The sequence below is a fragment of the Halorhodospira abdelmalekii genome (assembly GCF_016583625.1).
Lineage (GTDB): Bacteria > Pseudomonadota > Gammaproteobacteria > Nitrococcales > Halorhodospiraceae > Halorhodospira > Halorhodospira abdelmalekii.
On the sequence record NZ_NRRN01000008.1, the window covers coordinates 51,467 to 77,103 of the forward strand.

Sequence of the window (25,637 nt, forward strand, 5' to 3'; positions counted from 1 at the left end):
CGACTCCGTATCCTCGTCATCCTCGTCCATTAACCGGAATCCTCCGGACTCACTCGCCCTCCAGCGTCAACCGGGCCACATCGCCACGGGTGTACGGCTGCAGATCGACAGACTCGCCAGCGTGCTCGAGCGTGACCAGCTCCGCGTTACCGATCACCAGCCGATAGTGCTCGGCCGGCGGCACCTCGATGGTGCGCGGGCCACGCGCCAGACCGTAAAAGTGGCGCTCACCGTCGGCCGTCACCTCCAGCCACGCCTCGCCCTCACCAACACGCAGCGTCAACCCCGCCGCAGCGGTCTCGGCAGGCGCCTCGTCGAGGGCCGCCACGGCCTCTTGTTCGATCGTCGGCACCCGATCGTCAAGGCCGAGCACCGACCCTTCCGCATCCAGGCCCGCGTCTCGATCCGGATCATCGCCGGTCGGCGCAGCGGCAGGCTCGGGAGACGACTCACGGGGAAGATCCGGAATCACTCCAGCGGGGGCGTCCGCAGCAGTACCGAGGCCCTCTCCCGTAGCATCGCCAGCCACCGACTCCTCCTCGGCGCTGTACTCCACCGCCTCGCCCCGAGGCAGCTGCGCACGCTCGCCATCGCTCGACTGCCACCACACAATGAGTGCGCCACCAGCGCCAATCAGCGCAACAACCATACCGATCAGCACGATACGATGCAGCGGTTGCTGCGCGCCGGATTCGGCCGCCGCCGCCTCGCCCCGCCGCCGGCGGCCAGCGACGCGCCGTTGCCGCTGTGCGCCATGCGTGCCCCGCCGAGTGGGCACCTCACTCTCACCGCTAGTGGAGGCCATCTGATCCCGGCCCCCATAGGCGGCGATAACGGCCTCCGGCGAGAGGCCGACGAGGCGAGCGTAGCTGCGCATGTAGCCACGGACGTAGGTCGCCGGAGGCAGCTGTTCATACGCCTCCGCCTCAAGCGCCTCTACCATAGCAGGTGCCAGATTGAGGCTAACCGCTACGGCACGAACCGTCAGCCCCTGAGCTTCGCGGGCGTGGCGCAGCTGGACGCCTGCCCCTCCTGGACCCGCTCCGTTAACGTCGGTGCGACTGCTCCCGGTATCGCCTTGTGCGCGTTGCGGCGCCGCACCCTCTTCGCCCATCGCCGAATCATTCATGGCTGTTGCCTCTCGCGGCCTTGAGCCGCCGCACATATTCGGACTCAGGAAAACGCGCACGCAACTCCTCGCCGTAGGCGCTTGCCTGCTCTTCGTCACCCTGCGCCTGAGCCACTTGCGCCGACCAAAAGAGCACTTGCGCGGAGCGTTCGCTGCGCCGTACCCTCGCCAATTCGGCGGCCGCTGCCGCATACTCGGCGGTGGCGTAATAAAGCTCAGCTCGCAACAGGCGCGCCGGCACAAACGTGCCCTCGTGCGCCAAAGCCGCCGCGACGTAACGCTGTGCCTCAGGTAGGCGATCAGCCTCGAAGGCGCAGCGTGCAGCGTTGGTCAACGGCACCTGCCGCGAGCGGTACTCCGGCAGTTCAGCCGCGCTCTGTAGGGTCTCCAGCGCCTCATCAATGTGTCCCAACTGACACAAGACTCGCCCTAAGTTGTTGCGCACCGGGCCGGCCTCGGGAGCCAAGGCGGCGGCCCGTTGTTGATGGGCGAGGGCCTGTTCCAGGTCGCCAAACCCTTCTGCGACCAGCCCCATGCCGACCCACGCTGCGGCGTGCTCCGGATCGATCGCCAGCGCCCGTTCGAGGCGCTGCTGAGCCTCAATCAGCCGCCCGGCAGCCAGCAGATGGAGGCCGGCGCCGGCGTGGCTATCGGCCGCTCGGGCGGCATCGGGCAACGGCTCGTGCTCGGTGCTCGCGCAGCCGACAAGCAGCGCGGTGATGCACACGGCACCACAAAGGGTCAGTCCGAGCCATCCTCGCTTTGATCGTCGCTTCGCTCTTCGGTTCACATCGGCAGCGCTGTCATTTTGCTCGTCCGTGCGCCTTGCAGCTCACCGACGAGTTGTCCGCACGCCCCTTGAATCTCCTCACCACGCGTCTCTCGGACCGTCGCCGTCACCCCCCGTTCCAGTAGCGCATCGGCAAAACCGCGCACTCGTCCCACCGACGGCCGCTCAAAGCGCGCTCCCGGATAGGGGTTAAACGGGATTAAATTAACCTTAGAGGGAATCCCCTGCAACAAGCGCGCCAACTCCCGGGCGTGGTGGTCGGCATCGTTAACCCCGGACAGCAAGACGTACTCCCAGGTGATACGCCGATGCGGCTTATCCTGGATGTAGGCGTGACATGCCGGCAACAAGCGCTCTAGCGGGTGCTTGCGATTGAGCGGCACCAGCTGATCGCGCAGCGCGTTATTCGGGGCGTGCAGCGAGACGGCCAGACTGACGTCGGTGACGTTGCGCATGCGTTCAATCGCGCGCACCACACCGCAGGTCGAGATCGTAACCCGACGCTTCGAGAGCACAAAGCCGAAATCGTCCATGAAGACGCGGGCCGCCGAGATCACCGGATCGAAATTGAGCAGCGGCTCGCCCATCCCCATAAAGACGACGTTGGTTACCGCCCCCGGCGGCAGCTGCGCGCTCGCCACATGCAGCTGACCGACGATCTCGGCCGCGCTGAGATTGCGCCCAAAGCCACCATCCCCGGTCGCACAGAAGGCACAGCCCATCGGGCAGCCCGCCTGTGCTGAGATGCACAAGGTGCCTCGCTTAGGCTCAGGGATATAGACCGTCTCGACACAGTGGCCGTCGCTCAAACGCACCAGCCACTTGCGCGTTCCATCAGCCGCAGTCAGTGCGCTGGCAACACTCGGCAGGGTGACGGTAGCGTGGCGCGTGAGACGCTCACGCAGCCCCTTGCTCAGGTCAGTCATAGCGGCAAAGTCGTAGACCTGCCGCTGATGCAGCCACTGCATCAACTGCCGCGCCCGGAAGCGGCGCTCACCGAGTGCGTCAAAAAACGCCGCTAGGCGCGGCCGATCGAGGCCGAGCAGCTCGACCGGGCCGCTCATGCGGGCCGCGTGCTGCGACTCGTGCTCAGCGTGGGCAGATCTCATCGGGCTTAAAGAAGAACTCGATCTCACGCTCTGCGTTCTCCAGGCTATCGGAGCCGTGGACCGCATTGGCGTCGATGTTTTCAGCAAAATCGTGGCGCAGCGTACCGGCAGCCGCCTCCTTCGGATTCGTCGCTCCCATGATCTCCCGATTCTTACGCACAGCCTCCTCGCCTTCAAGGACCTGCACCATCACCGGACCGGAGGTCATAAAGCCGACCAGATCATTGAAAAAGGGGCGCTCGCGGTGGACAGCATAGAAGCTCTCGGCCTCCTGCTGGCTCAGACGCACCATACGCGCAGCGATGATGCGCATGCCTGAGCGCTCAAAGCGAGTGTAAATCTCACCGATGACGTTCCGTGCTACGGCATCGGGCTTAATGATCGACAAGGTTCTCTCTACGGCCATATACGACTCCGTTGTTCCGTGTGTTGTTGCAAAAGACTTCGCCACAGTCAAGGCCAAAGCACCCCAGGCGGGTTGCTCCCACCGGACGGGTCCGCTCGGGTGCTCCGCATGTGGGCGAGACGGCACACCGGCGCGTTCGCCGCCGCCCACCTCAAGGGAACGGAACCAAGACGGTTAGGCATCGCCGCCATTCGACTCTGGCCTTTGGGAGGCTCGGCAGACCACAAAAAAGCCGCAGCAACAGCGCGCTGCGGCAGCCAGTCAGGCGGCGAGTTTAGCAGGTTTAGGCGCCGAGGACAACGCGTTATGTGCAGCGCACCATGACACGTCAAAGACCACCGATGGCCCGCTGCAGACCGGCGTGCACCTTGAGACCACCGGCTACGATATCACCGCTTTGCAGGTAGTCATCGTCCCCCTGTAGCCCGCTGACCGTGCCACCGGCCTCTTGAATCAACAGCGCCCCGGCGGCGATATCCCACGGCTTCAGGCCGAGCTCGAAAAAGCCATCGAGACGTCCAGCGGCGACGTAAGCCAAATCGAGCGAAGCGGCCCCAGCGCGGCGCATGTCCTCGGCACGCTCAGCCACAGTTGCAAACATCTGCAGATAGCGCGGCATCAGCTGCTGGTTCTTAAACGGAAACCCAGTACCGATCAGCGCCCCCTCAAGTCCGCGCCGCGGTGTGACCCGAATCCGCCGCCCGTCGAGCTGCGCCCCACTGCCGCGCGCGGCGGTAAAGAGCTCCTGGCGCAGCGGGTCGTAGACCACCGCCGCGGTCAGCTGCCCCTGGTGCTGCAAAGCGATTGAGACGCCGACCTGGGGGAAGCCGTGGAGAAAGTTCGCCGTCCCGTCGAGCGGGTCGACAATCCAGGTATACTCCGCCTCACCACCGCCGTTGTAGGCAGCACCGCTCTCCTCCGCTAGGATGGCGTGCCGCGGATAGGCACGGTGGAGCACATCGAGAATGACCGACTCGGCCTGCCGGTCGATATCGGTGACGAAGTCGTAGCGACCTTTGCTCTCGACGCGGACCCGGTCGAGACGGTCGATGTTGCGGACAATGACGTTACCGGCAGCCCGAGCCGCGCGGACTGCAATGTTCACCATCGGATGCATGGAATACGACTCCTGACTAGACGCGCCCTAGGATAGCAGTAAAACCGATCGTCGTTCAGGGGGGCGATCAACAGGAGCAGATTCAGGAGCAGATTGTGGAGTTTGAGCACGTTCGCATTGTCCTTGTCGGCACCACGCACCCCGGCAACATCGGAGCAACCGCCCGCGCGATGCACACCATGGGTCTGCAACAGCTCTGCTTAGTCGACCCGCAGTGCGACCCGCGCGACGATGCCGCCGTAGCACGGGCCGCGCGCGCCGAAGCGATTCTGGAGCAGGCTACACAGCACGCCACGCTCGCCGCTGCTCTCAGCGGCTGTCAGCGGGTCTACGGCCTCTCCGCCCGGCCGCGCGCCGAGCGCTACCTAGTCAACGATCTGCGCACCGCCGCCCTCGGCAGCGCCGCCCTACGCGCGCAGGCAGAGGCAACCGGACGGGCTGAGTGGGCCGAGCAGGCGTGGATCTTCGGCCGCGAGCGTACCGGCTTGAGCAACGCCGAGCTCGATCACTGCCACGAACTGGTGCACATCCCGACCAATCCGTACTACAGCTCACTTAACGTCGCGAGCGCCGTACAATTGGTTGCCTGGGAGCTGCGCATGGCGCACCACGCCCCGCACGCCCTAACCGGCGGAACTGGACCCTATCCGTCTCACAGCACGCCGGCGACGGTCGACACCCTAGAGCGCTTTTTCGATCACCTTGAGCAAACCGCAACGACTGTCGGCTATCTTGAACGGCAAAATCCGGAGCTGACCATGCGGCGGCTGCGCAATATCTTTCGCCGTGCCGCACTCGGTGAAGATGAGGTGCGGATGCTGCGCGGCTTGCTGAGTCACATCCTCGATTCGCGCCGCTGGAAAAAGCGATAATGGCCCTGTACTGGGTCAGCGGAGACAGCAAGGAACTGTTCTTGATTTTTTGTTCAGCTCGCACCAGGATTCGGCGTTTACGTTTTCAGGAACAGAGGGCATGCTAAGTCGACTGCGTGAGGATATTCGCTGCGTCATGGAGCGTGACCCGGCGGCACGTAACGCCTTCGATGTCGTCACCACCTATCCGGGTTTCCACGCCTTGCTGCTCCATCGCCTAGCCAACCGCCTGTGGCGCTGGCGGCTGCGCTGGCTGGCACGCCTCATCGGCCTCTTTAGTCGCTGGCTGACCGGCATTGAGATCCACCCCGGGGCGCGGATCGGCCGACGCTTTTTTATCGATCACGGCATGGGGGTTGTCGTCGGCGAGACGGCCGATGTCGGCGACGACGTCACGCTCTACCACGGGGTCACCCTCGGCGGCACCAGCTGGCAGTCGGGCAAACGCCACCCCACCCTCGGCAACGACGTCATCGTCGGCGCCGGGGCGAAGCTGCTCGGCCCCATCCGCGTCGGCGACGGGGCACGCATCGGCTCGAACGCCGTCGTCCTCAAGAATGTCCCGGCCGGTGCCACCATGGTCGGCATTCCGGCACGGCAAGTCGGGGAGGCGCAAAAGCAAAGCGATCAGCGCGCACGGATCGCTCAGCGGATCGGCTTCGACGCCTACGGCACCACCGAGATGCCCGACCCGGTCGCCCAGGCCGTCAACGCCATCCTCGATCATATCCACGTCACTGACCGGCGCATCGAAGAGCTCTGCAGTGCGGTCAAAGCGCTCGGCGGCGGGATCGAACGCACCGACCTCCCCGATCTTCACGTCGACCCCCCTGACCCCTCTGAACCCTCTGACCCCTCTGAACCGGGCGGCTGTGACACCGCTAGCCTGCTGCGGGCAAGCCGCGAGCCAGATCGTCGATGATGTCGTCGACATCCTCTAGACCGATCGACAGGCGCACCAGCCCCTCTTCGATGCCGGCAGCCTGACGCTGCGCCTCGCTAACGGTCCCATGGGTCGTCGTCGCTGGGTGGGTAATGGTCGTCTTGGTATCACCGAGATTGGCAGTGATCGAACAGAGGCGTGTGGCATCAATCACCCGCCACGCCGCCTCGCGACCACCGGCCACCGTGAAGCTGACGATGCCGCCGAAACCACTCTGCTGTCGCCGGGCGACTTCATGCCCTCGATGGTGCGGCAGGCCCGCGTAGTAGACGCGCGCCACTCCGGGGTGTTCGGCTAAGAACTCGGCGACCCGCTGCGCCCGCTCGCTGTGGGCCGCCATGCGCAGCGACAGGGTCTCTAAGCCCTTGAGGAAGACCCAAGCGTTGAAGGGACTCATGGCCGGTCCGGCACTGCGGATAAAACCGTAGATCTGCTCGCCGACGCGCTGCCGATCGCCGACGACCGCCCCGCCAAGACACCGCCCCTGGCCGTCGAGGTACTTCGTCGCCGAGTGCACCACCAGATCGGCTCCGTGCTCCAGCGGCCGCTGCAGCGCCGGAGTACAGAAGCAATTATCGATCACCAACAGCGCATCAGCGGCGTGAGCAATCTGCGCCAATCTGGCGATATCGGCGATCTCACAGAGGGGGTTCGACGGCGTCTCGGCGAAGAGCATGCGAGTGTTCGGGCGCACCGCCTCACGCCACGCCGTCGTATCGGTCAGGTCGACCCAGCTGACCGAGATGCCGAAACGGGTCAGATGGTTGCTAAAGAGTGAGAGGGTCGCGCCGAAGAGCCCGCGTGAGGCGACGATATGGTCGCCGGCCGAGAGCAGACCGAGCGTCGTCGCCAGCACCGCTGCCATCCCCGAGGCGGTCCCAACGCACGCCTCACCGCCCTCGAGGGCGGCCAGCCGTTGACTGAAAGCGGCGACTGTCGGGTTGGTAAAACGCGAGTAGACGTTGCCGGGCTGCTCCCCGGAGAAGCGCGCGGCCGCCTCAGCGGCACTGGCAAAACGGTAACTTGAGGTGGCGTAGATCGGCTCGGCGTGTGCCTGCTCGCTCTCGCTCGGCTGCCCGACCCGTATCGCCTGTGTAGCGAAACCGTAGCCGGTCACCTCGCCCTCGCCGCTGCCCTGTCCACTCTCTCCCTCTGCATCAGGCGTGGTTGTGGACATCGACCGTCTCCAGATCTTTATAGCGTTGCGCCCGCTCTGCCTTCGCCGCATCGGAGCGCGAGGCCGAGAGCCCCTGAAGGAACTCCGCACTGATATCACCCGTTACATAGTCGCCGTCGAAACAGGAGCAATCGAAACGTTCGATCTGCGGATTGCCGGCGGCGACCGCCATCTTGAGGTCTTCCAAGTCCTGGTAGATCATGTGGTCGGCGCCAATGGCCGCACAGATCTGCTGCTCGTCACGCTGATGGGCCAGCAGCTCCTCGGCCGCCGGCATATCGATGCCGTAGACATTCGGATAGCGTACGGGCGGTGCCGCCGAGGCAAAGAAGACCTCGCGCGCGCCCGAGTCCCGCGCCAACTGGACCAGCTGCTGTGATGTCGTACCCCGCACCACCGAATCATCGACCAACATCACCCGCTTATCGGCAAACTCCAGGGGGATCGGATTGAGTTTTTGCCGCACCGATTTTTTGCGCGCCGTCTGCCCCGGCATGATGAAGGTGCGGCCAACGTAGCGGTTCTTGATAAAGCCCTCCCGACACTCGACCCCGAGCTCGTAGGCAAGCTGCATCGCCACGGTTCGGCTGGTATCGGGAATCGGAATGATGACGTCGATATCGAGCTGCGGCCACTCACGCCGAATCTTCGCCGCTAAGCGCTCGCCCATACGCAGCCGCGCCTTATGCACCGCAACGCCATCGACGATCGAATCGGGTCGCGACAGATAGACAAACTCGAAGATACAGGGTGAGTAGGTCGGACTCTCCGCACACTGCTCGGTATGCAGCTCCCCGTCGCCGCTGAAGAAGATCGCCTCACCGGGGGCGATTTCGCGTACCAAATCGAAGCCGAGCATATCCATCGCGACACTCTCGGAGGCGACTAGGTATTCACGCTTACCCTGCTGATTGACCCGCTCCCCGTAGCAGAGCGGACGAATCCCGTAGGGGTCACGAAAGGCCAGAATACCGTGGCCGTTGATCATCACGGCCGCTGCGTAAGCACCGTGACAACGCCGGTGGACAGCGCGTACCGCGGCGAAGAGATCGGCAGGAGTCAACTGCAGCCGATTGCGGGCACCGAGTTCGTGGGCGAAGACGTTAAGCAGGATCTCGGAGTCGGAGTTGGTGTTGATGTGGCGCCGGTCGGTGCGAAAGAGCTCCTCTTTCAGGGCCTCGGCGTTGGTCAGGTTGCCGTTGTGGGCCAGCGCAATCCCGTAGGGTGAGTTGACGTAAAAGGGCTGCGCCTCGGCCGAACTCTCGCACCCGGCGGTCGGATAGCGTACGTGGCCAATTCCCATCGTACCGGTCAACCGCAGCATGTGCCGCGTGCGAAAGACATCGCGCACCAGGCCGTTGCTCTTGCGTAGATTCAGCTGACCGTTGTCGTAAGTGATGATACCCGCCGCATCCTGACCGCGATGCTGAAGAACGGTCAACCCCTCATAAAGCTCTTGATTGACCGGTCCGTCGGCCACCATGCCAATCACGCCGCACATCGTCTAAAGCCACCTCCCAGAGTCTTTTATACCGCCCAAGGTCGTCCGACCGACCGATGGGGCTTCGGCTGCTATGCTATATCAATTGACCCGGATCAATTGACCCGGGCACAGCGCTCGCGCCAATAGCCGTGGAGCGGCTCCTCACCTCCCACACCGGGCAGCGACGAAGCCCCATCCCGCTCACCGCGCAAGCGCTCGCTGAGCTCTTCAAGCCAATCGTCGGCGCCGGCCCGGCAGAGCCACGGTTCTGTCGCCGCTAAACTCGGCGACTCTCCCCACGCCGCCTCTTCGGTCAACGGCGTTAAACCGGCAAGCAACACCGCCACGAAGACGATCAACCCGCCACGCACTGCACCAAAGAGCAGCCCGAGCATACGATCGGTGCCACTCAATCCGGTCGCGTGGACCAGCTTGACCATGATGCGCGTAAAGATCGTCCCGAGGATTAATGTACCGAGAAAGAGCGCCAGGAAGGCAAGACCGAGGCGGATCGTCGGCGACTCAATCATGTCTTCGAAATGGCCAGCGGCCAGACCGGCATAGTGAAGACTCAGCCACACCGCCGCAATCCACACGACCAGGGCCAGCACCTCGCGCACCAATCCACGCCACAGGCCAAACCCGGCAGAGAGTGCAACAATGCCGATGATTACGCCATCAATCCACGTCATCGCACCCGCCTCGTGTCACGGCATCCGTCATAGCGCCACAACCCAGCCCTCCAGACCTGCATCGCTCGCCGCCTGCTCCATTAAGCTCTCCGCCTCGGAACGCTCCATAACCGGGCCGACACGCACGCGATAGATCGGCGAGCCGCCTAGCTCACTCTCATCGACGTAGGCCGGCATCCCCAACTCGCGAATCCGATCGCGCTCGGCGTAGGCGTTATCGCGCTCACGGAAACTGCCAACCTGGACCGCAAAGGCCCCTTCCTGTGGCTCGACGGCGCGCACCTCGTGCGCCTCCTCCTCACGGGCTGCTGGACGCTCCCCCGCTCGCCTATCATCGGCCTCCGACGGCGGTCGCCGCTCTTGGCGCGCGGCAACCTCCTCCTCGGGCAACCGCGGCACCTGGGACTCACGCGTTGCCAGCCCTGGCACCTCATCTGCTCGCTCGCCAGAGCCAGCGTCGCGATCGACGGCGCGTGGCTCTGGCACATCGAGCGGCACATCGACCCGACCCTCTTCACGCTCCGGCCCAGAGAAGAGCATCGGTAAAAAGATGACCGCCAAGGCAACGATCACCGCCGCCCCCACCAACTGTCGTTTCGTGCTCGGGTCCATGGGTCACCCCCACCCCTGCTGCTGGATGACTGCTGCCACTATACGAAAAGAACCAAAGACAACTATGCGCTCCCCAGGGCACGCCTGCCGAATCACCGCAGCGAGCAGCTCCGGCAATGATTCGCCGCAACTAGCAACTGTCTCACCGCGCAGCCGCAGCTGCATCGCGAGTGCCTCCGGCTCATGCAGCTGCGGATCGTCGAGTTGCGGCAGATGCCACAGATCGAAGCAGCCGGCTACGGCCTCCATGACCGCGGCGGCATCTTTACGCGCCGCGACCGCGCAGATGGCGTACGTGCGCAGCGGCACCGGTGAGGCTGCAATAACGCTCGCCAACTCCGTAGCCCCATCGGCATTATGCGCCACATCCAGCAGCCACTCCAGCGGACCGTCATCAATCTGCTGCAGGCGCCCCGGCAGACACACTCGCCGCAATGCAGCGGCAATTTGCCGCGACTGCACGCGCTCAGCATGCGGCAACTGATGAAAGGCGGCCAAGGCCGTCGCGGCATTGCTCAGCGCCGCCGCGCCGGAAATGGCCGGCAGTGGCAAATGGGTGTAGTTCACTGCCCCGGCAGGCCACTGCCACGTCCAGCGATCGCGCCCATGACCCTCTCCTCCGGCCTGGTAGTGAAAATCGACTCCGGCCCGCAGCACGGGCGCAGCTCGAAGAGCCTGCGCGGCCTGATAAAGTGCCGGTGGCGCCTGCGGATCACCGATCACAGCAGGGCGTTCGGCGCGCAAGATGCCGGCCTTCTCACGGGCGATCTGCGCCAAATCGTTGCCGAGAAAGTCCTGGTGGTCGTAGGCAATCCGGGTGATTACACTGACATCGGCATCGAGACAATTGACCGCATCCAAGCGCCCGCCCAACCCGACCTCCAGCACCCACAGATCGCACGCACTGCGAGCAAAAAGGTCAAAGGCCGCCAGGGTAGTGTGCTCGAAATAGGTCAATGAGACACCGAGCGCTTGCCGCCCCACCTCGACCCGGGCCAGCGCTGAACAGAGCGCCGCGTCACTCGCCTCGCACTCGGCGATGCGCACCCGCTCATTAAAGCGCACCAGGTGCGGTGAGGTATAGAGCGCGACCCGATAGCCGGCGGCGGCTCCTAGTGCGGCGACCGTTGCAGCGACACTGCCCTTGCCATTGGTGCCGGCGACCATGACCACACGGGCCGAAGGGCGCAGCAGATCGAGCGCCTCGCCTACAGCGGCGACACGCTCCAGGCCCAGTTCGATCGTCTGCGGGTGTGCCGCCTCTAGGCGCGCAAGCCATTCGGTCAGCTCATCCACCGGCTTGCCCACCCTTGTTCTCCAAAGACCTAAGGCCCGTCCCCATCGGCTCTTTCTGCAATGCGTTCGGCACACCCTCTTTAAGTCTGGGCCGGATCGCTGCCCTCTCCCGGAGGCACTGGCCGCGTAGAGGTGGCTGCCATGTCCGGAGCCGCGGAAATGCCGCCGCCCCCCCCTCCACCGACACCACCACCGGCAGCACCACCGGCAGCACCACCGGCAGCGACCGTCGCGCCGGGAGTGCAGGCTGGCACACCAGCCTCCGGCGACTGAACACAGAGCGAACGCGCCGGCGGCTGTTCCAAGCGAATCAGTTTCGCCAGCAACGAGGCGATCTCATCGCGCATGCAGCGGCGATCGACGATCCGGTCGATGGCACCGTGCTCCAAAAGGAACTCGGCGCGCTGAAAGCCCTCCGGCAGCGTCTCGCGGACGGTCTGCTCGATCACTCGCGGCCCAGCAAAACCGATCAGCGCCCCGGGCTCGGCGATGATGATATCGCCGAGTGTGGCCAGACTCGCCGAGACCCCGCCCATCGTCGGATCGGTCAGGACAGAGATATAGGGGACCCGGTCCTCGTTCAAGCGGGCGACGGCTGCCGAGGTCTTCGCCATTTGCATCAGCGAGAAGAGTGCTTCCTGCATCCGCGCCCCACCCGAGGCCGAGAAGCAGATCAGCGGGATCCGTCGCGCACGCGCCTGTTCAGCAGCACGGCAAAAACGCTCGCCGACTATGGTGCCCATCGACCCGCCCATAAAGGAGAACTCGAAGGCCACGACCACCACCGGCATATTCAACAAGCGCCCCTGCATGGCCACTAGGGCATCCTGCTCGCCGGTGCTCTTTTGCGCCTGCGCGAGACGATCGCGGTAGCGCTTGCTATCACGAAAGCGCAGAAAGTCGCTCGGTTGCAGCTCGGCAGCGATCTCCTCCGGCGCCTCACCCTCGTCGAGAAAGAGGCGCAAGCGTCGCCGGGCGGAGAGGCGCATATGGTGATCGCACTTCGGGCAGACCTCGAGATTGCGCTCCAGATCGGGGCGGTAGAGCACCCCCTGACACGCCTCGCACTTCGTCCAGAGGCCCTCCGGCACACTCCGACTGCGCCGCCCTTCGGTGCGGATCCGGCGCGGCATCAGCTTTTGAAACCAGCTCACGATCGCACCTCCATCGCCGCCTTCTCATCGATCCCGCGACGCAACTCGGCCACCGCAGCGCGCAGACGCTCAGGCAGATCGGTGGCCTCTCCGTGCTCGCCGATCAGCTGCACCAGAGCACTCCCGACCACCACGGCATCGGCCACTTGCGCTACGGCGCCGGCACTCGCCGCATCGCGCACCCCAAAGCCAACGGCCACCGGCAACTGCGAAACTCGGCGAATGGCAGCGACCTGATCGGCCAGGAGCGTTGTATCGAGATTCGCTGACCCCGTAACGCCCTTCAGCGCCACCGCATAGATAAAGCCGCCGGCGACCGCGCTGATCTTCTGTAAGCGGGCAGCGGTGGTATTCGGTGCCACCAGATAGATCAGCTCGATGCCGTGTTGTGCAGCCAAATCCGGCAGTGATCCGGCCTCCTCCGGTGGCAGATCGACCGTCAGCAGACCGTCGACCCCAGCGCTAGCGGCCCGCTCGACGTAAGTCTCATAGCCGGCCGCCTCCAGGCTATTGGCGTACCCCATAAAGACCACCGGCGTCGCCTCATCCCGCTCGCGAAAACGCGCAACCGCCTCACACAACTTCGCCGGCGTCGTCCCCGCCGCCAGCGCGCGGGCACAGGCAGCCTGGATCACCGGGCCATCGGCCATCGGATCGGAGAACGGCACCCCGATCTCGATCAGATCGGCCCCACCATCGACTAAGGCGTGCATCAAGGCGACGAGCTGCTGCGGATCTGGGTCCCCACCGGTGATGTAGGGGATCAGGGCGGTGCGCCCGGCGGCGCGACAAGCTGCAAAGGTCTGACTGATACGGCTCACAGTTCGATGCCCTCCCGTGCCGCGACCGTGGCGATGTCTTTATCTCCGCGTCCGGAGAGATTAATAATCAGCGCTTGCTCCGGGCTCAACTCGGCGGCTAGGCGCTCGCCGTAGGCCAGCGCGTGGGCGCTCTCGAGCGCCGGTAAGATCCCCTCGCAGCGTGCTAAGCGATGGAACGCCTCGAGCGCCTCGGCATCCGTCACCGTGACGTAGTGCGCCCGGGCGCACTCTTTAAGGTAGGCGTGCTCGGGGCCAACACCAGGATAGTCGAGCCCGGCGCTGATCGAGTGGGTGCCGATGATCTGCCCCTCGGGCGACTCCATCAGATAGCTGCGGGCGCCGTGTAAGACGCCGGGGCGTCCGGCGTTGAGCGGGGCGGCGTGGCGGCCGCTGGCCAATCCCTCGCCCCCGGCCTCGACACCGTAGAGTGCCACTTCGGTATCGTCTAAGAAGGGGTGGAAGATACCGATGGCGTTCGATCCACCGCCGACGCAGGCGACCACTGCTGCTGGCAGCGCGCCCTCGATCTCCTGGATCTGGCGCCGGGCCTCGATGCCGATAACCCGCTGTAGATCGCGCACGAGGGTCGGATAGGGGTGGGGGCCGGCGACCGAGCCGATGATGTAGAAGGTATCGTCGACGTGAGCCACCCAGTCGCGCATCGCCTCGTTGAGGGCGTCTTTGAGGGTGCGGGTGCCGGCGTCGACCGGACGCACCTCGGCGCCGAGCAGACGCATCCGATAGACGTTGGCGGCCTGACGCTTCACATCGTCGGCGCCCATATAGACGACGCATTCGAGCCCCATGCGCGCAGCCACCGTCGCGGTCGCGACCCCGTGCTGACCGGCTCCGGTCTCGGCAATGATCCGCTGCTTACCCATGCGCGCGGCTAACACCGCCTGACCGACGGTGTTGTTGATCTTATGCGCCCCGGTGTGGGCCAGGTCCTCGCGCTTGAGATAGATCCGCGCCCCACCTGCCCGGCGTGTGAGCCGCTCGGCCAGATAGAGCGGGGTCGGCCGCCCGACGAAAGCGTGCAGTTCGCGTTCGATCTCGGCGTGAAAGGTCGGATCTTGCCGCGCCTCCAGATAGGCGGCGGTCAGCTCCTCTAGCGGCGCCATCAGGGTCTCGGAGACAAAGCGCCCGCCGAAGCTGCCGAATCGGCCGTCGCTGCTTGCAGCGCTCGCTGCAGGATTACTCTCGGTTGCTATCGCCACGCTGTACCTCCGCCAGGAACCGGGCCATCAGCCCCGGATCTTTGAGCCCTGGCCGCTGCTCGACGCCGCTGCTGACATCGACGGCAAACGGCCGCATCCTCTGAATCACACCGGCGACGTTCGTAGGATTCAGGCCGCCGGCAATAACCGTCCCGCGCACGCCCTCGGGCGTCGCCTCGTGCGCGAAGCACTTCCCCAGGCCGCCGCGTTCACCGAGGCGGTGGCTATCGAAGACAAAGCCGCTCGCCCCGGCGTAGCGCGCCACGTAGGCAGGCGGATCAACACCGCCGCCCATCGGTACCGCCTTGATGTAGCGCCGACCGAAGCTGGCGCAAAACTCCGGCGACTCATCGCCGTGAAACTGTATCGTATCGAGTTCCAGAGACTCCAAAGCGCACTCGACATGGGCCGGATGCGGGTCGACGAAGAGCCCGACCAGCGCGACAAAGGCCGGGACTTCAGCGACAATCGCGCGCGCCTGCTGCAGATCGATCGCACGCGGACTGCTGTCGCAGAAGACCAAGCCGAGGGCGTCGGCCCCGGCCGCAACCGCCGCCCGGGCGTCGGCAGCGCGGGTAATGCCACAAATCTTGACCCGTGTACGCATCGCCATCCTTAGTGAGCCGCGGTGGACTGTCGTCAGACCGCGTGGTGGCCGTGAGGTGGGCAAATCTTACCGCGGTCGACGCCCTCACGGCAAAAGCGACGGATCGAGCACGGCCGCGGCCAAATCGGAGAGCGCCACCTCAGCAGAGAAAGAGGACGGCGGACGACAAGCCAAGCTCATGTGGCGCCCGTGATGACGTTGAAGAACAAGCAGGAGGAGCGGCGTCGAGACCACTTGGGATGCCGTACTCAGCGGGATACTCCACACCAGTCAGATAGAGCCCAGAAGCAGGCGCGGTAATACCGGAGCGCCTCCGATCGCGACCGGCAAGCAGCTGTGCCGGCCACCCGACTCCTTGCTCGCCGGTACCGACCGCCAGCAAGGTGCCAGCGATGTTGCGCACCATGTGGTGAAGGAAGGCGTTGGCGGTGATGTCGATGATCACTTGCGCACCACGTCGCTCGACACTCAGCCGCTGCACCTCGCGGACCGCATGCGCCGCCTGACAGGCCACGGCGCGAAAGGCCGAGAAGTCGTGCTCACCGAGCAGCGCCTGGGCGCTCTCGTGCATCCGCGCCGCATCCAACTCGTGGTGCGTCCAGGCGACTCGCGAGCGCGCCAGCGCTGGGCGGGCGCGCCGACAGAGAAAGACGTAGCGATAGGCGCGGCGTCGAGCCCGATAGCGAGCATGAAAGTCATCAGCGACGGCGTGGGCCGAAAGGACGCTGACACTCGCTGGCAAGTTCGCATTGCTACCGAGCACCCAGGCGTGCAGCGGTCGCTTTGCCCGGGTATCGAAGTGAACCACCTGATGGGTAGCGTGCACTCCAGCATCGGTACGTCCGGCGCAGACCAGTTCGATCGGCTCAGCGGCGACCCGCGATAGCGCCCCCTCCAGCGCCTCTTGCACCGAGGGGGCGTGGTGCTGACGTTGCCAGCCGCTGAACTCGCTGCCGTCGTACTCGACGACCAAGGCGATGCGGCACGCCCCGCTCACCACCGGTTCATCCAACTCACCCAAGCTCACCCAAGCTCACCCAGTCCAGTTCCCCAGTCTAGCTCTCCGTCCAGATCTGCTCTAGTCCAGGTCAGCGAGGATGCGCCGTGCGCTCTCGCGCTGACTCTCCGTACCGGTCTCGATCACCTCTTCGAGCATCTCGCGGGCACTTCCCTCATCGCCGAGATCGATGTAGGCGCGTGCCAGATCGAGCATCGTATCGGCCTGATCGCCCTCACCCGGCCCGAGTGCCCACTCCTCATCATCGTCGGCATCGTCGTCGGCCTCCTCCGTCTCCTCGGGAACCTCCTCTGCCGGCTCCTGAACCGGCTCAGCTGGCTCAGGCTCGGCAGCCGCCGCCGGACTCGGCTCACTCTCAGGCTCAGGCTCACTCTCGCTGCTCGGCTCGGCCGTGGGCGTCTCCGTCTCCTCCTCGCTGAGCAACGCATCGAGATCCATCTCTTCGAGTTCATCGCCGGCTGCCGCCTCGTCCGTCTCGTCTTCCTGGGACTCTGCCGGATCGTCGTTACCGAAGAGTTCATCAGCAGCATCCTGCGCCGCTGCACTCTCATCGACAGATTGCTGCAGGGCTGGCTCCGGTTCACTCGACTCAGCCTCTTCTTCTGGACCGAAGAGCTCATCGAACTGTTGATCGAGACTCTCCTCGGTCTCTTCTTCGGTTCCCGCCTCCGAGCTCTCTTCCAGGGCGCTCTCTGCAGGCGAATCAACCGAGGAGTCCTCTTCGTCGTCCTCATCGAAGCCTAAATCGAGCGCCTCAAGATCCGGCTTGGCATCGAGATCGTCGTCGCCGTCATCTTCAGCGATCGCCTCCTCTTCACCCATTGCGGGGGAGCCCATTCCATCGTCGTCGGCCAGCGTCGCCGCTGCAGCCATCCCTGCGACCCCTGCCGCCAGACCGCCAAAGAGCGGGGCATCGGGCGCGAAGCGGCGTCCAATGGCCAACGCAGTCTGCCAAACCGGATCACTGTCGCTGCGGGTGCGATCGTAGAGCTCTTGCGCCTCGTTGAGGAAGGCGTCGCGCTCATCGAGACGGGCCAGCACATCGAGCAATTTCAAGCGCAGATCGGCACGCTGGGGCTCACGGTAGCTGCCACGCTCAAGCACCTCCCGTGCCTCGGTCAGCTGATCTTCGGCGATGTAGTCTTCGGCCACTTCGAGTGGGTCGCGCCGACTCCGATACTGCTCTTGCTCCTGCTCAACATCGAAGCCGAGATCAGCCGGATCGAAACGCTGCCGGGTCTGCCGTTGCCGCTGCAGCCGCTGCCGACGCAGATAGGAGATCAGACCGATCAGCACGGAGAGTGTGACCAGCAGCACCCCGAGGATCAACAAGAGACGCTGGCGCAGCGTCTCCTCTTCCCACAGATGGGCTGTGGTGAGCTCACTCGGGGCAACTTCGAGTTCATTAAGGTCGACACCGAGCAAGTTCGCCCACCACGGCGCCACTGCGGGCTCCTCCTCAGCCACCTCTTCAGTCGGCGTCGGCGCCGGCTCGGGGACAGGCTCCGGGGTAGGCTCGGGGGTAGGCTCGGGGATAGGCTCATCGGGCACCCCAAACTCGAATGCCGTCGGCGGCGGCGGCAGCACCCTTTCCATCCGGAGATCGAGCAACCGCTCAAGCGCCTCGACCCGCTCGCTGAGATCCTGGACGCGCGCCTGCAGGTTATCGCGCTCGGAGCGCAGACTCGCGCGCTCCTCGCGGAGCGCCGCTACAGCCCCCTGTAAGCGCCGCAAGTTAGCTTCCGTGGCCTCCAGATCGGCGTCGAGCAGCGCTAAGACGTCCTCTCCGGGCTCGTCACCTAACGCCACAATGCGCAAGTGGGCATCACGCGCGGGCCGCTCATCCCCCTCCGGACGCCGCGCCTCGTGCTCCGGGTCTGGCTGCGTATCGACCTCCGAGACCAGCGCTGCGCGCTCAGCTGGCGGCACCCAAGCCTCCAGGTGCGATGCGTAGATCGTCTGCGCCTCTCGTGCGCTCAGCGCCTCAATCTCCGCCTTATCCGGCAGCTGCAGCCACCACCCGGCGAGCAGATCGTTGACGTTATCACTGGCGAAGGCGTGCGGATTGAGCCGCTTGATGGCGAGCATGGTCTGCGCCATGGTCACCGAGTCGTCGGGACGGTGTTCGGCAGCAATCTGCCACAGGGTGTCGCCGCGCATGACCGGCCAGAAATCGCGCGGCGCCTCACGCGCCCCGGCACGAGCGATCTCCTCTTCCTGCCCATCGGCAGTTGCAGGATCGAGCGGCGGACGCTCCGCCGCCGGACGACGCGGCTCACCCGCAGCTGGTGGCGCGTCGAGCGTCGTCGGCTCATCAAGCAGCAGGGTGTACTCGCGCGTTAACTCCCCTGCTGGCCAACTCACCCGGATCAGGAAATCGAGCAGTGGCTCATCGATCGGCGTCTCACTCTGCACTCGAATGTAGGGCGCGCCTTCGCCCTCGCTGACCCACTCGAAGCCCAACTCGTCGAGCGCGCGTGAGCGTTCGACGCCGGCCCGCGCAAAGACCTCACTCGGGGCCAACGCAACTTCGAAACGCTCCAGATCATCGGGATCGACCGCGTAAACCGGGATGCGCGCAGCGACAGGCTCCCCTACGCTCGAACGCGCCTCAATCGCTCCGAGGCGCGGCTCGGCGGCATAGGCCACCCCGAAGCCGACCAGGCACGCGACCAGGAGAGCCCCGGCCACCTCGGTAGCGATGCGGATTGCCCTGCGCACAGCTCCCCTCCATCCGCCCACGATCAATTGGGGCGCACCCCCCTGATCAATAAAGGACCCAAACAGATCCAAAAAGGATCCTTACAGGTGGTTCGCGATCATCAGCTCGGCAATCTGAACGCTGTTGAGCGCCGCGCCCTTACGCAGATTATCGGCCACGACCCAAAAATCCAAACCGCGCTCATGGCTGATGTCCTCGCGGATGCGCCCGACAAAGACCGCATCCCGCCCTGCGGCCTCGGTCACCGCAGTCGGATAGCCGCCAGCGGCGCGCTCATCAAGCAACTCGACCCCGGGCGCAGCAGCCAAGATCTCGCGGGCACGCTCAGCACTCAGACGCTCTCGCGTCTCGATGTGGACCGCCTCCGAGTGCCCATGGTAGACCGGCACCCGAACCGCCGTCGGATTGACCCGCACCGAGGCATCTTCAAGGATCTTCACGGTCTCCCAGACCATCTTCATCTCTTCCTTGGTGTAGCCGTTGTCTTGAAAATCGTCGATGTGGGGTAGACAGTTAAAGGCGATCGGCTTCGGATAGACGACGCACTGCGGCGCCTCTCCGGCGAGCCAGGCCCGCGTCTGCGCCGCAAGCTCATCAATGGCCGGTTTACCGCTGCCCGAGACGGCCTGATAGGTCGCCACATTGATGCGCTCAACACCCGCTGCATCATGGAGCGGCTTGAGGGCGACGAGCATTTGGATCGTTGAGCAGTTCGGATTGGCGATGATCCCGCGCTTCTTATAGCCAGCCGCGGCGTGCGGGTTGACCTCGGGGATCACGAGCGGCACATCGTCGTCGTAACGAAAGTGCGAGGTATTATCGATGACCACCGCACCAGCTGCGGCCGCACGCGGAGCGTGCTCAGCGGAGATGTCACCGCCCGCCGAGAAGAGGGCAATCTGCACCTGCGAGAAGTCGAAATCGGCCAAATCTTGGATCGTCAACGACTGCCCGGCGAAGTTGACCGTGCCGCCCGCTGAGCGTGCGCTGGCCAACGGATAGACGTTGCGAACGGGGAAGTTGCGCTCGGCCAGGATCTCCAGCATCACCTCACCGACGGCGCCAGTCGCACCGACAACGGCCACATCGTAGCTCTTCGTCATCTCTTCCTCCGCAAAAGACCCCACCCTTGCGGGCAAGGTGGTTAACCGTGGCTGGCTCCGCTAACGCTCTTGCGAGCGCGCAAGCTTACGCGGCCAGTCTAACGCTTTGCACAGCAGCACTGCCAGCGCCTTACCCGACGACACCTCCCTGCCAGGGGGGACGTCAGGAGCGCCCCCCTCTGTGACCGAGGTTATCCAGCGCGCAGACGCTCAGCGACCGCTTCCCCCATCTCGCGCGTACCGACCCGACGCGTCCCCCCCTGTAGATCAGCCGTTCGCAACCCATCGGCGAGCACACCGGCAACCGCTGCCTCGACCCGTTCGGCCAGTTCACCAGCACCCAGGCTGTAACGAAGCATCATTGCCACGGAGAGGATGGTCGCCAGCGGATTGGCCCGATCCTGTCCGGCAATATCGGGCGCCGAACCGTGCACCGGCTCGTAGAGTCCCTTGCCCTGCTCATCAAGCGAGGCCGAGGGCAACATGCCGATCGAGCCGGTCAACTGAGCGGCGCAATCGGAGAGGATATCACCGAACAGATTGCCGGTTACGATGACATCGAACTGCTTCGGCGCGCGTACCAGCTGCATCGCAGCGTTATCGACGTACATGTGTGAGAGCTCGATGTGCGGAAACTCCTGCTCGACCACGCCCTCGACGACCTCACGCCAGAGCCCAGAACTCTCCAAAACGTTCGCCTTATCGACCGAGCACAGCCGCCGCTGCCGCTGCTCCGCGGCGCGACAAGCCAGACGAGTAATGCGCACGATCTCACTCTCACTGTAGAGCTCCGTATCGAACCCTTGGCGCTGACCATCGGGCAGCGTCCGCACCCCGCGCGGCTCACCAAAATAGATCCCACCGGTCAACTCGCGCACGATGAGCAGATCGAGCCCAGAGACCACCTCGGGGCGCAGCGCCGAGGCCGCGGCCAGCTGCGGGAAGAGGATCGCTGGACGCAAATTGCCAAAGAGCCCCAACTCGGCTCGAATCGCCAACAACCCCCGCTCCGGACGCACCTCGCGCGGCAATGCATCGTAGCGCGGCCCACCCACTGCGCCCAACAGCACGGCGTCGGCCGCACGCGCCAGATCGAGTGTTGCCGCAGGCAGCGGCTGACCGGCGGCGTCGTAGCCCGCCCCACCGATCGGGGCCTCTTCAAGCTCGCAGCGCAGACCGTGGCATTCGCACAGCACATCCAGCACCCGCCGAGCCTCGGCTACGATCTCCGGACCGATGCCATCGCCGGGTAACAGCAGGATCTTATGGCTCATGAGCTCTCCTTGTTGCGAAACGATCTACAGAGGGCGGCCATTCTAGCAAACTGCGCCTAGACATCCTCCCTGTCCCACAAGAGGCCCCCGCCAACCGATCGCCCTGCTGCCGACACACCCCATTGATCTGCTATAGTCATACTCCCAGCCGCCGGCGACCATTGACTATGGATAAGACCTTTGAGCGGTGTGCAGTTAAGGCGAGCAGCCTGCCCGCTGTGCCCGAAATCACCCGCCGTCTGGCCGATCTGAGCCAGAGTGAAGACGTCGATTTAGAGCGGCTCACTCGGCTGATCAGCGGTGACCCCGGCTTAGCTGTCAAATTAATGCAAGCGGCCAACGCCCCCTTCTTTGCCCGCAGCCGGCGACCGACGACGCTCCGCGAGGCGATTTTGACTCTGGGCGGCGATGCGACAATCAGCCTCGCGTTGTGCTTCTCGCTGAGCAGCGCCCTAGAGCAGCAACGCCTCGGCGCGATCTCCTATCTGCGATTCTGGCGGCGCAGCATTGTAACTGCCGGGGCAGCACGCATCATCGCTGCCCACGCTGGCTACCGTGAGGTCGAAACAGCGCTGCTTGCCGGACTGCTGCAAGATATCGGCATCTTCGCCCTCGACCATCTAGAACCGCGCGCTTACCGCACACTGGCCGCCCAAGCCAGCGATCACGAAGCCCTTTACCGCATGGAGCGCTGCCGCTTCGGCTACGACCACGCCGAGATCGGCGCCTGGCTGCTCAATCGTTGGGGGCTGCCGTATTATCTAGCCCAAACGACGGCAGTCAGCCACGCCACCTCGCTGCCCGAGATCACCGCCGCTGCGGCTACCGTGCCCGCTGCCGATGGCGACACTACGGTGGCCGATGCCACCCTGATCAACACGACACTCCTCGCCGGACGCCTCGCTGAACTGTGGGTCAGCGAAGCCAAAGAGCCGGCCACGCTCAAAGCCATCGCCCTCGCCCATGAACTCTTCGGCTGGGAGCAGGAGCACCTGCACTCGATCATCGCTGAGATCTCTTCTTCTATCAACGACCTGCTCAAGCTCTACGAACTTCGCCGTTTCACCGCCGAAGATCTGCAGGCGATCAGCGAACAGGCCCAAGAAGCACTAATCTGTCGCAACCTGAGCCTGGTCCAGCGGGCCGTACGCGAGCGCGAGCGCGTCCAACAACTGGAGGCTGAGCACGCCGCCCTACGCGAGGAGGTTGAGTCGGACCCGTTGACCGAACTGAAAAATCGCCGCTACCTCAGCGATCATCTCGAAAACCTGCTAAGCGCCACACAAGAGGAGGGTGAGGCGCTCACCCTAGCGCTGATCGATTTAGATCACTTTAAGGGAATCAACGACCGCTACGGCCATCCGACCGGCGACTGCGTCTTGACCCACACCGCCTGCAAACTCAGAGACGAGACTCGCAAGGAGGATCTGCTGGTGCGCTACGGCGGCGAAGAGTTCCTGCTTGCCTTCCCGCGCATGGACGGAGAGGCCAGCCTAGTCGTCCTAGAGCGCATTCGTAACGCCATCGCCAAACAAGTCTTTACCTGCTGCCCACCCGATGGCGAACTCGCGGTGACCGTTTCGATCGGTTTTGCTAGCAGCCGCGAACTCCCTGAAGAGCTACCGCTGAGCGCCGACCTGCTGCTGCGCGCCGCCGACCACGCCCTGTATCACGCCAAGACGAAGGGGCGCAATCAGGTCCACCGCGCACGCGCCGAGGAGTATCAGCGCGCGGCAAAGAGCCACGGCGCCTCCTGAGCGCGCCGCTGCTCATAGGCGCGAATTGCCTCTGCCTGCTCGGCGAGCGTCACCCCGATCTCATCGAGTCCTTCTAGCAACATGCGCTTACGGAAGGGATCGACGGTAAACGGGAAGGCATCGCCGTGCGGTGTTGTCACCACTTGCTCGGGCAGGTCGATCGTCAGACGGTAGTCTGAGGCGTCGTAGACCGCTTGAAAGAGCTGATCGACCACCCCCTCATCGAGCACCACCGGCAGCAAGCCGTTTTTGAAGCAGTTGCTATAGAAGATATCGGCAAAGCTCGGCGCAACGATGGCGCGAAACCCATAGTCGCGCAGTGCCCAGGGGGCGTGCTCGCGCGATGAACCACAACCGAAATTGGCGCGCGCAAGCAGCACCGTGGCCGCTGCATAGCGCGGCTGATTAAGCACAAAGTCGGGATTCTGCGGGCGCTGGCTGCACTCCATACCCGGCTCGCCGTGATCGAGATAGCGCCACTCATCGAAGAGATAAGGACCAAAGCCGGTACGCTGCACCGACTTTAGAAACTGCTTCGGGATGATGGCGTCGGTATCGACGTTGGCCCGATCGAGCGGAGCGACCAACCCGGTGTGGCGATTAAACGGCTCAATGCTCACAGATCTTCCCCTCGTGACTCGGCTATGGCTGGGCTATGGCTGGGCTAGCTACTAGACTAGCCACCCAACTCATCGCGGATATCGACAAAGTGGCCGTAGAGGGCCGCCGCAGCGGCCATCGCTGGACTCGCCAGATGGGTGCGTCCGCCCTGCCCCTGCCGCCCCTCGAAGTTACGATTCGAGGTCGAGGCGCAGCGCTCACCCGGATTGAGGCGATCCGGATTCATCCCGAGACACATCGAACAGCCCGGTTCGCGCCACTCAAAGCCGGCTTCGCTAAAGACACGATCGAGCCCTTCGGCCTCCGCCTGCCGCTTCACCAGCCCCGACCCCGGCACCACCAAGGCCTGCTGGATGCGCTCGCTGACCCGCCGCCCACGCACCACTTCGGCCGCCTCGCGCAGATCCTCAATGCGAGCATTGGTGCACGAGCCGATAAAGACCTTATCGATCGGAATCTGCGTTAGCGGCATCCCCGGCTGGAGATCCATGTACTCAAGCGCCCGACGTATGGCATCGGCGCGTACCGCATCCTCGACTTGGCGCGGATCGGGGATCACGGCCCCGACTCCGGCGACCATCTCCGGCGAGGTCCCCCACGTCACCTGCGGCTCGATGGCGGTGGCATCGAAGACCTCGATGCGATCGAATTCGGCGCCATCGTCGGTGACCAGATCGCGCCAGTTGGCAACCGCCCGCTCCCACAGCTCACCCTGTGGCGCGTAGGGGCGCCCGCGCACGTAGTCGATCGTGATGGCATCGACCCCGACCATGCCGCAGCGCGCCCCGGCCTCGATCGCCATATTGCACAGCGTCATGCGCCCCTCCATCGAGAGGGCGCGTACCGCCTCACCGGCAAACTCGATGGCGTAGCCAGTCCCACCCGCCGTACCAATCCGGCCGATGATCGCCAGAATCAGGTCCTTCGCTGTAACCGCGTGGGCCAGCTGGCCATCGACGCGAATCAGCATGCGGGCGGCCTTCTGCTGCACCAGTGTCTGCGTGGCGAGCACGTGCTCGACCTCGCTGGTGCCGATACCGAAGGCGAGGGTGCCGAGGGCGCCGTGGGTCGCAGTGTGGGAGTCGCCGCAGACCAGGGTCATCCCGGGAAGGGTCGCCCCCTGTTCAGGACCGACGACGTGGACGATCCCCTGCCGCGGATCGCCCATCCCGAACTCGGTCACGCCGAACTCGGCGCAGTTGCGATCGAGGGTCTCGATCTGGAGTCGTGCCACCGGATCGGCGACCGGCTCGGTATGCGCGGTCGTCGGCACGTTATGATCGGTGACGGCGAGGTTGGCATCCAAGCGCCAAGGCTTCCGACCGGCTAAGCGCAGCCCCTCAAAGGCCTGCGGTGAGGTGACCTCGTGGAGCAGCTGACGGTCGATGTAGAGCAGCGCGGAGCCATCGTCGTAGGCAGTCACCACGTGGGCGTCCCAGAGCTTATCGTAGAGCGTTTTCGGGGTCATAACGGCGAAGGTGTGCTCGCTGTCCTCGATAGGTTGGCGGCGAGTATAGCACGCTCACCCTCGCGGAGCAGGCCGACCGACGTGGCGTAGGCTGATGGCCGCCAACAGAGCGGCCAACGCGGCGACCCCACTGGCCACCAGGAAGGTCTGGCCGCCGTAGAGATCCCACCCCCAGCCAGCGGCCAGCGAGCCGATCGCCACCCCGGCACCGAAGGTCAAACTGGAGTAGAGTGCCTGTCCCCGCCCCTG

At 64.7% G+C, this 25,637-nt stretch carries 24 protein-coding genes; 3 read left to right on the top strand and 21 right to left on the bottom strand.

Translation table 11 applies throughout. The annotated features are described in order from the left end of the window. Positions 1–49 precede the first annotated feature (49 nt). The 5 genes from CKO15_RS03070 to CKO15_RS03090 all read right to left on the bottom strand — a co-directional run bounded on the left by CKO15_RS03070 (position 50) and on the right by CKO15_RS03090 (position 4,551). Positions 50–1,129: a RodZ domain-containing protein gene (locus CKO15_RS03070; protein ID WP_200192393.1), complete on the bottom strand. Its 1,080-nt coding sequence runs from the start codon at positions 1,127–1,129 to the stop codon at positions 50–52. After that, complete coding sequence (locus tag CKO15_RS03075; RefSeq protein ID WP_200192395.1) at positions 1,122–1,856, bottom strand: tetratricopeptide repeat protein; 735 nt, start codon at positions 1,854–1,856, stop codon at positions 1,122–1,124. The genes CKO15_RS03070 and CKO15_RS03075 overlap by 8 nt, the downstream gene beginning before the upstream one ends. A gap of 59 nt (positions 1,857–1,915) precedes the next feature. Next, complete coding sequence (gene rlmN / locus CKO15_RS03080; RefSeq protein ID WP_200192397.1) at positions 1,916–3,028, bottom strand: dual-specificity RNA methyltransferase RlmN; 1,113 nt, start codon at positions 3,026–3,028, stop codon at positions 1,916–1,918. Continuing rightward, positions 3,009–3,434 (bottom strand): nucleoside-diphosphate kinase, encoded by a 426-nt coding sequence (gene ndk / locus CKO15_RS03085; protein WP_200192399.1) that lies wholly within the window; start codon positions 3,432–3,434, stop codon positions 3,009–3,011. Before ndk ends, rlmN begins: the two co-directional genes overlap by 20 nt. A gap of 328 nt (positions 3,435–3,762) precedes the next feature. Next, positions 3,763–4,551 (bottom strand): inositol monophosphatase family protein, encoded by a 789-nt coding sequence (locus CKO15_RS03090; RefSeq protein ID WP_200192401.1) that lies wholly within the window; start codon positions 4,549–4,551, stop codon positions 3,763–3,765. A 95-nt stretch (positions 4,552–4,646) separates the two neighbouring features. Here CKO15_RS03090 and CKO15_RS03095 point away from each other — a divergent pair, with 95 nt between their 5' ends. Both CKO15_RS03095 and cysE read left to right on the top strand, forming a co-directional pair. Beyond that, positions 4,647–5,423, top strand: coding sequence for a TrmJ/YjtD family RNA methyltransferase (locus tag CKO15_RS03095; RefSeq protein ID WP_200192403.1), 777 nt, complete (start codon positions 4,647–4,649; stop codon positions 5,421–5,423). Between the two features lie 49 nt (positions 5,424–5,472). After that, on the top strand, positions 5,473–6,345 hold the full coding sequence (gene cysE / locus CKO15_RS03100) for a serine O-acetyltransferase (protein ID WP_274600104.1): 873 nt from the start codon (positions 5,473–5,475) through the stop codon (positions 6,343–6,345). Here cysE and CKO15_RS03105 read toward each other — a convergent pair. The 13 genes from CKO15_RS03105 to leuB all read right to left on the bottom strand — a co-directional run bounded on the left by CKO15_RS03105 (position 6,305) and on the right by leuB (position 21,542). Next, positions 6,305–7,543 (bottom strand): O-succinylhomoserine sulfhydrylase, encoded by a 1,239-nt coding sequence (locus CKO15_RS03105; protein ID WP_200192407.1) that lies wholly within the window; start codon positions 7,541–7,543, stop codon positions 6,305–6,307. The two genes, cysE and CKO15_RS03105, sit on opposite strands and share 41 nt — an antisense overlap. After that, positions 7,524–9,044: an amidophosphoribosyltransferase gene (purF, locus tag CKO15_RS03110; RefSeq protein ID WP_200192409.1), complete on the bottom strand. Its 1,521-nt coding sequence runs from the start codon at positions 9,042–9,044 to the stop codon at positions 7,524–7,526. The genes CKO15_RS03105 and purF overlap by 20 nt, the downstream gene beginning before the upstream one ends. Positions 9,045–9,139: 95 nt before the next feature. Further along, positions 9,140–9,718: a CvpA family protein gene (locus tag CKO15_RS03115; RefSeq protein WP_200192411.1), complete on the bottom strand. Its 579-nt coding sequence runs from the start codon at positions 9,716–9,718 to the stop codon at positions 9,140–9,142. Between the two features lie 27 nt (positions 9,719–9,745). Then, a complete protein-coding gene (locus CKO15_RS03120; RefSeq protein WP_200192413.1) occupies positions 9,746–10,330 on the bottom strand; it encodes an SPOR domain-containing protein in 585 nt (194 codons plus the stop codon). A gap of 3 nt (positions 10,331–10,333) precedes the next feature. After that, the gene (locus CKO15_RS03125; protein WP_200192415.1) at positions 10,334–11,626 is read right to left on the bottom strand and encodes a glutamate ligase domain-containing protein; all 1,293 of its coding nucleotides are present in this window, start codon (positions 11,624–11,626) and stop codon (positions 10,334–10,336) included. Between the two features lie 80 nt (positions 11,627–11,706). Further along, complete coding sequence (accD, locus tag CKO15_RS03130) at positions 11,707–12,780, bottom strand: acetyl-CoA carboxylase, carboxyltransferase subunit beta (protein ID WP_200192417.1); 1,074 nt, start codon at positions 12,778–12,780, stop codon at positions 11,707–11,709. Beyond that, entirely contained in the window at positions 12,777–13,601 is an 825-nt protein-coding gene (trpA, locus tag CKO15_RS03135) for a tryptophan synthase subunit alpha (RefSeq protein WP_200192419.1), read from the bottom strand. Before trpA ends, accD begins: the two co-directional genes overlap by 4 nt. Further along, a complete protein-coding gene (gene trpB / locus CKO15_RS03140) occupies positions 13,598–14,818 on the bottom strand; it encodes a tryptophan synthase subunit beta (protein WP_338035981.1) in 1,221 nt (406 codons plus the stop codon). The genes trpA and trpB overlap by 4 nt, the downstream gene beginning before the upstream one ends. Further along, the gene (locus tag CKO15_RS03145) at positions 14,796–15,425 is read right to left on the bottom strand and encodes a phosphoribosylanthranilate isomerase (RefSeq protein ID WP_200192421.1); all 630 of its coding nucleotides are present in this window, start codon (positions 15,423–15,425) and stop codon (positions 14,796–14,798) included. The genes trpB and CKO15_RS03145 overlap by 23 nt, the downstream gene beginning before the upstream one ends. Before the next feature lie 139 nt (positions 15,426–15,564). After that, positions 15,565–16,446: a tRNA pseudouridine(38-40) synthase TruA gene (truA, locus tag CKO15_RS03150; RefSeq protein WP_200192437.1), complete on the bottom strand. Its 882-nt coding sequence runs from the start codon at positions 16,444–16,446 to the stop codon at positions 15,565–15,567. 57 nt (positions 16,447–16,503) lie between these two features. After that, complete coding sequence (locus CKO15_RS03155; protein WP_200192423.1) at positions 16,504–19,164, bottom strand: FimV/HubP family polar landmark protein; 2,661 nt, start codon at positions 19,162–19,164, stop codon at positions 16,504–16,506. Between the two features lie 81 nt (positions 19,165–19,245). Then, the gene (locus tag CKO15_RS03160; protein ID WP_200192425.1) at positions 19,246–20,268 is read right to left on the bottom strand and encodes an aspartate-semialdehyde dehydrogenase; all 1,023 of its coding nucleotides are present in this window, start codon (positions 20,266–20,268) and stop codon (positions 19,246–19,248) included. Between the two features lie 191 nt (positions 20,269–20,459). Beyond that, positions 20,460–21,542, bottom strand: a complete 1,083-nt coding sequence (gene leuB, locus CKO15_RS03165) for a 3-isopropylmalate dehydrogenase (RefSeq protein ID WP_200192427.1) — start codon at positions 21,540–21,542, stop codon at positions 20,460–20,462. A 167-nt stretch (positions 21,543–21,709) separates the two neighbouring features. Between leuB and CKO15_RS03170 the strand changes: the two genes are divergently transcribed. Continuing rightward, positions 21,710–23,299: a GGDEF domain-containing protein gene (locus CKO15_RS03170; RefSeq protein WP_200192429.1), complete on the top strand. Its 1,590-nt coding sequence runs from the start codon at positions 21,710–21,712 to the stop codon at positions 23,297–23,299. Here CKO15_RS03170 and leuD read toward each other — a convergent pair. The 3 genes from leuD to CKO15_RS03185 all read right to left on the bottom strand — a co-directional run. Then, positions 23,266–23,913 carry a 3-isopropylmalate dehydratase small subunit gene (leuD, locus tag CKO15_RS03175; protein ID WP_200192439.1) on the bottom strand — a complete coding sequence of 216 codons (648 nt, stop codon included), beginning with the start codon at positions 23,911–23,913 and terminating at the stop codon, positions 23,266–23,268. The genes CKO15_RS03170 and leuD overlap by 34 nt on opposite strands. A gap of 62 nt (positions 23,914–23,975) precedes the next feature. Then, positions 23,976–25,388 carry a 3-isopropylmalate dehydratase large subunit gene (leuC, locus tag CKO15_RS03180; RefSeq protein ID WP_200192431.1) on the bottom strand — a complete coding sequence of 471 codons (1,413 nt, stop codon included), beginning with the start codon at positions 25,386–25,388 and terminating at the stop codon, positions 23,976–23,978. Between the two features lie 54 nt (positions 25,389–25,442). Further along, a partial coding sequence (locus CKO15_RS03185) for an MFS transporter (protein ID WP_242464515.1) occupies positions 25,443–25,637 on the bottom strand: 195 nt, incomplete at its 5' end.

What these genes read in the sequence shown, in the direction of transcription:
- CKO15_RS03070 (WP_200192393.1), bottom strand. Translation starts at nt 1,129, where the DNA reads ATGAATGATTCGGCGATGGGCGAAGAGGGTGCGGCGCCGCAACGCGCA.
- ndk (WP_200192399.1), bottom strand. Translation starts at nt 3,434, where the DNA reads ATGGCCGTAGAGAGAACCTTGTCGATCATTAAGCCCGATGCCGTAGCA.
- purF (WP_200192409.1), bottom strand. Translation starts at nt 9,044, where the DNA reads ATGTGCGGCGTGATTGGCATGGTGGCCGACGGACCGGTCAATCAAGAG.
- leuC (WP_200192431.1), bottom strand. Translation starts at nt 25,388, where the DNA reads ATGACCCCGAAAACGCTCTACGATAAGCTCTGGGACGCCCACGTGGTG.
- CKO15_RS03090 (WP_200192401.1), bottom strand. Translation starts at nt 4,551, where the DNA reads ATGCATCCGATGGTGAACATTGCAGTCCGCGCGGCTCGGGCTGCCGGT.
- leuB (WP_200192427.1), bottom strand. Translation starts at nt 21,542, where the DNA reads ATGAGCCATAAGATCCTGCTGTTACCCGGCGATGGCATCGGTCCGGAG.
- CKO15_RS03170 (WP_200192429.1), top strand. Translation starts at nt 21,710, where the DNA reads ATGGATAAGACCTTTGAGCGGTGTGCAGTTAAGGCGAGCAGCCTGCCC.
- CKO15_RS03145 (WP_200192421.1), bottom strand. Translation starts at nt 15,425, where the DNA reads ATGCGTACACGGGTCAAGATTTGTGGCATTACCCGCGCTGCCGACGCC.
- CKO15_RS03105 (WP_200192407.1), bottom strand. Translation starts at nt 7,543, where the DNA reads ATGTCCACAACCACGCCTGATGCAGAGGGAGAGAGTGGACAGGGCAGC.
- CKO15_RS03120 (WP_200192413.1), bottom strand. Translation starts at nt 10,330, where the DNA reads ATGGACCCGAGCACGAAACGACAGTTGGTGGGGGCGGCGGTGATCGTT.
- CKO15_RS03115 (WP_200192411.1), bottom strand. Translation starts at nt 9,718, where the DNA reads ATGACGTGGATTGATGGCGTAATCATCGGCATTGTTGCACTCTCTGCC.
- CKO15_RS03160 (WP_200192425.1), bottom strand. Translation starts at nt 20,268, where the DNA reads ATGACGAAGAGCTACGATGTGGCCGTTGTCGGTGCGACTGGCGCCGTC.
- rlmN (WP_200192397.1), bottom strand. Translation starts at nt 3,028, where the DNA reads ATGAGATCTGCCCACGCTGAGCACGAGTCGCAGCACGCGGCCCGCATG.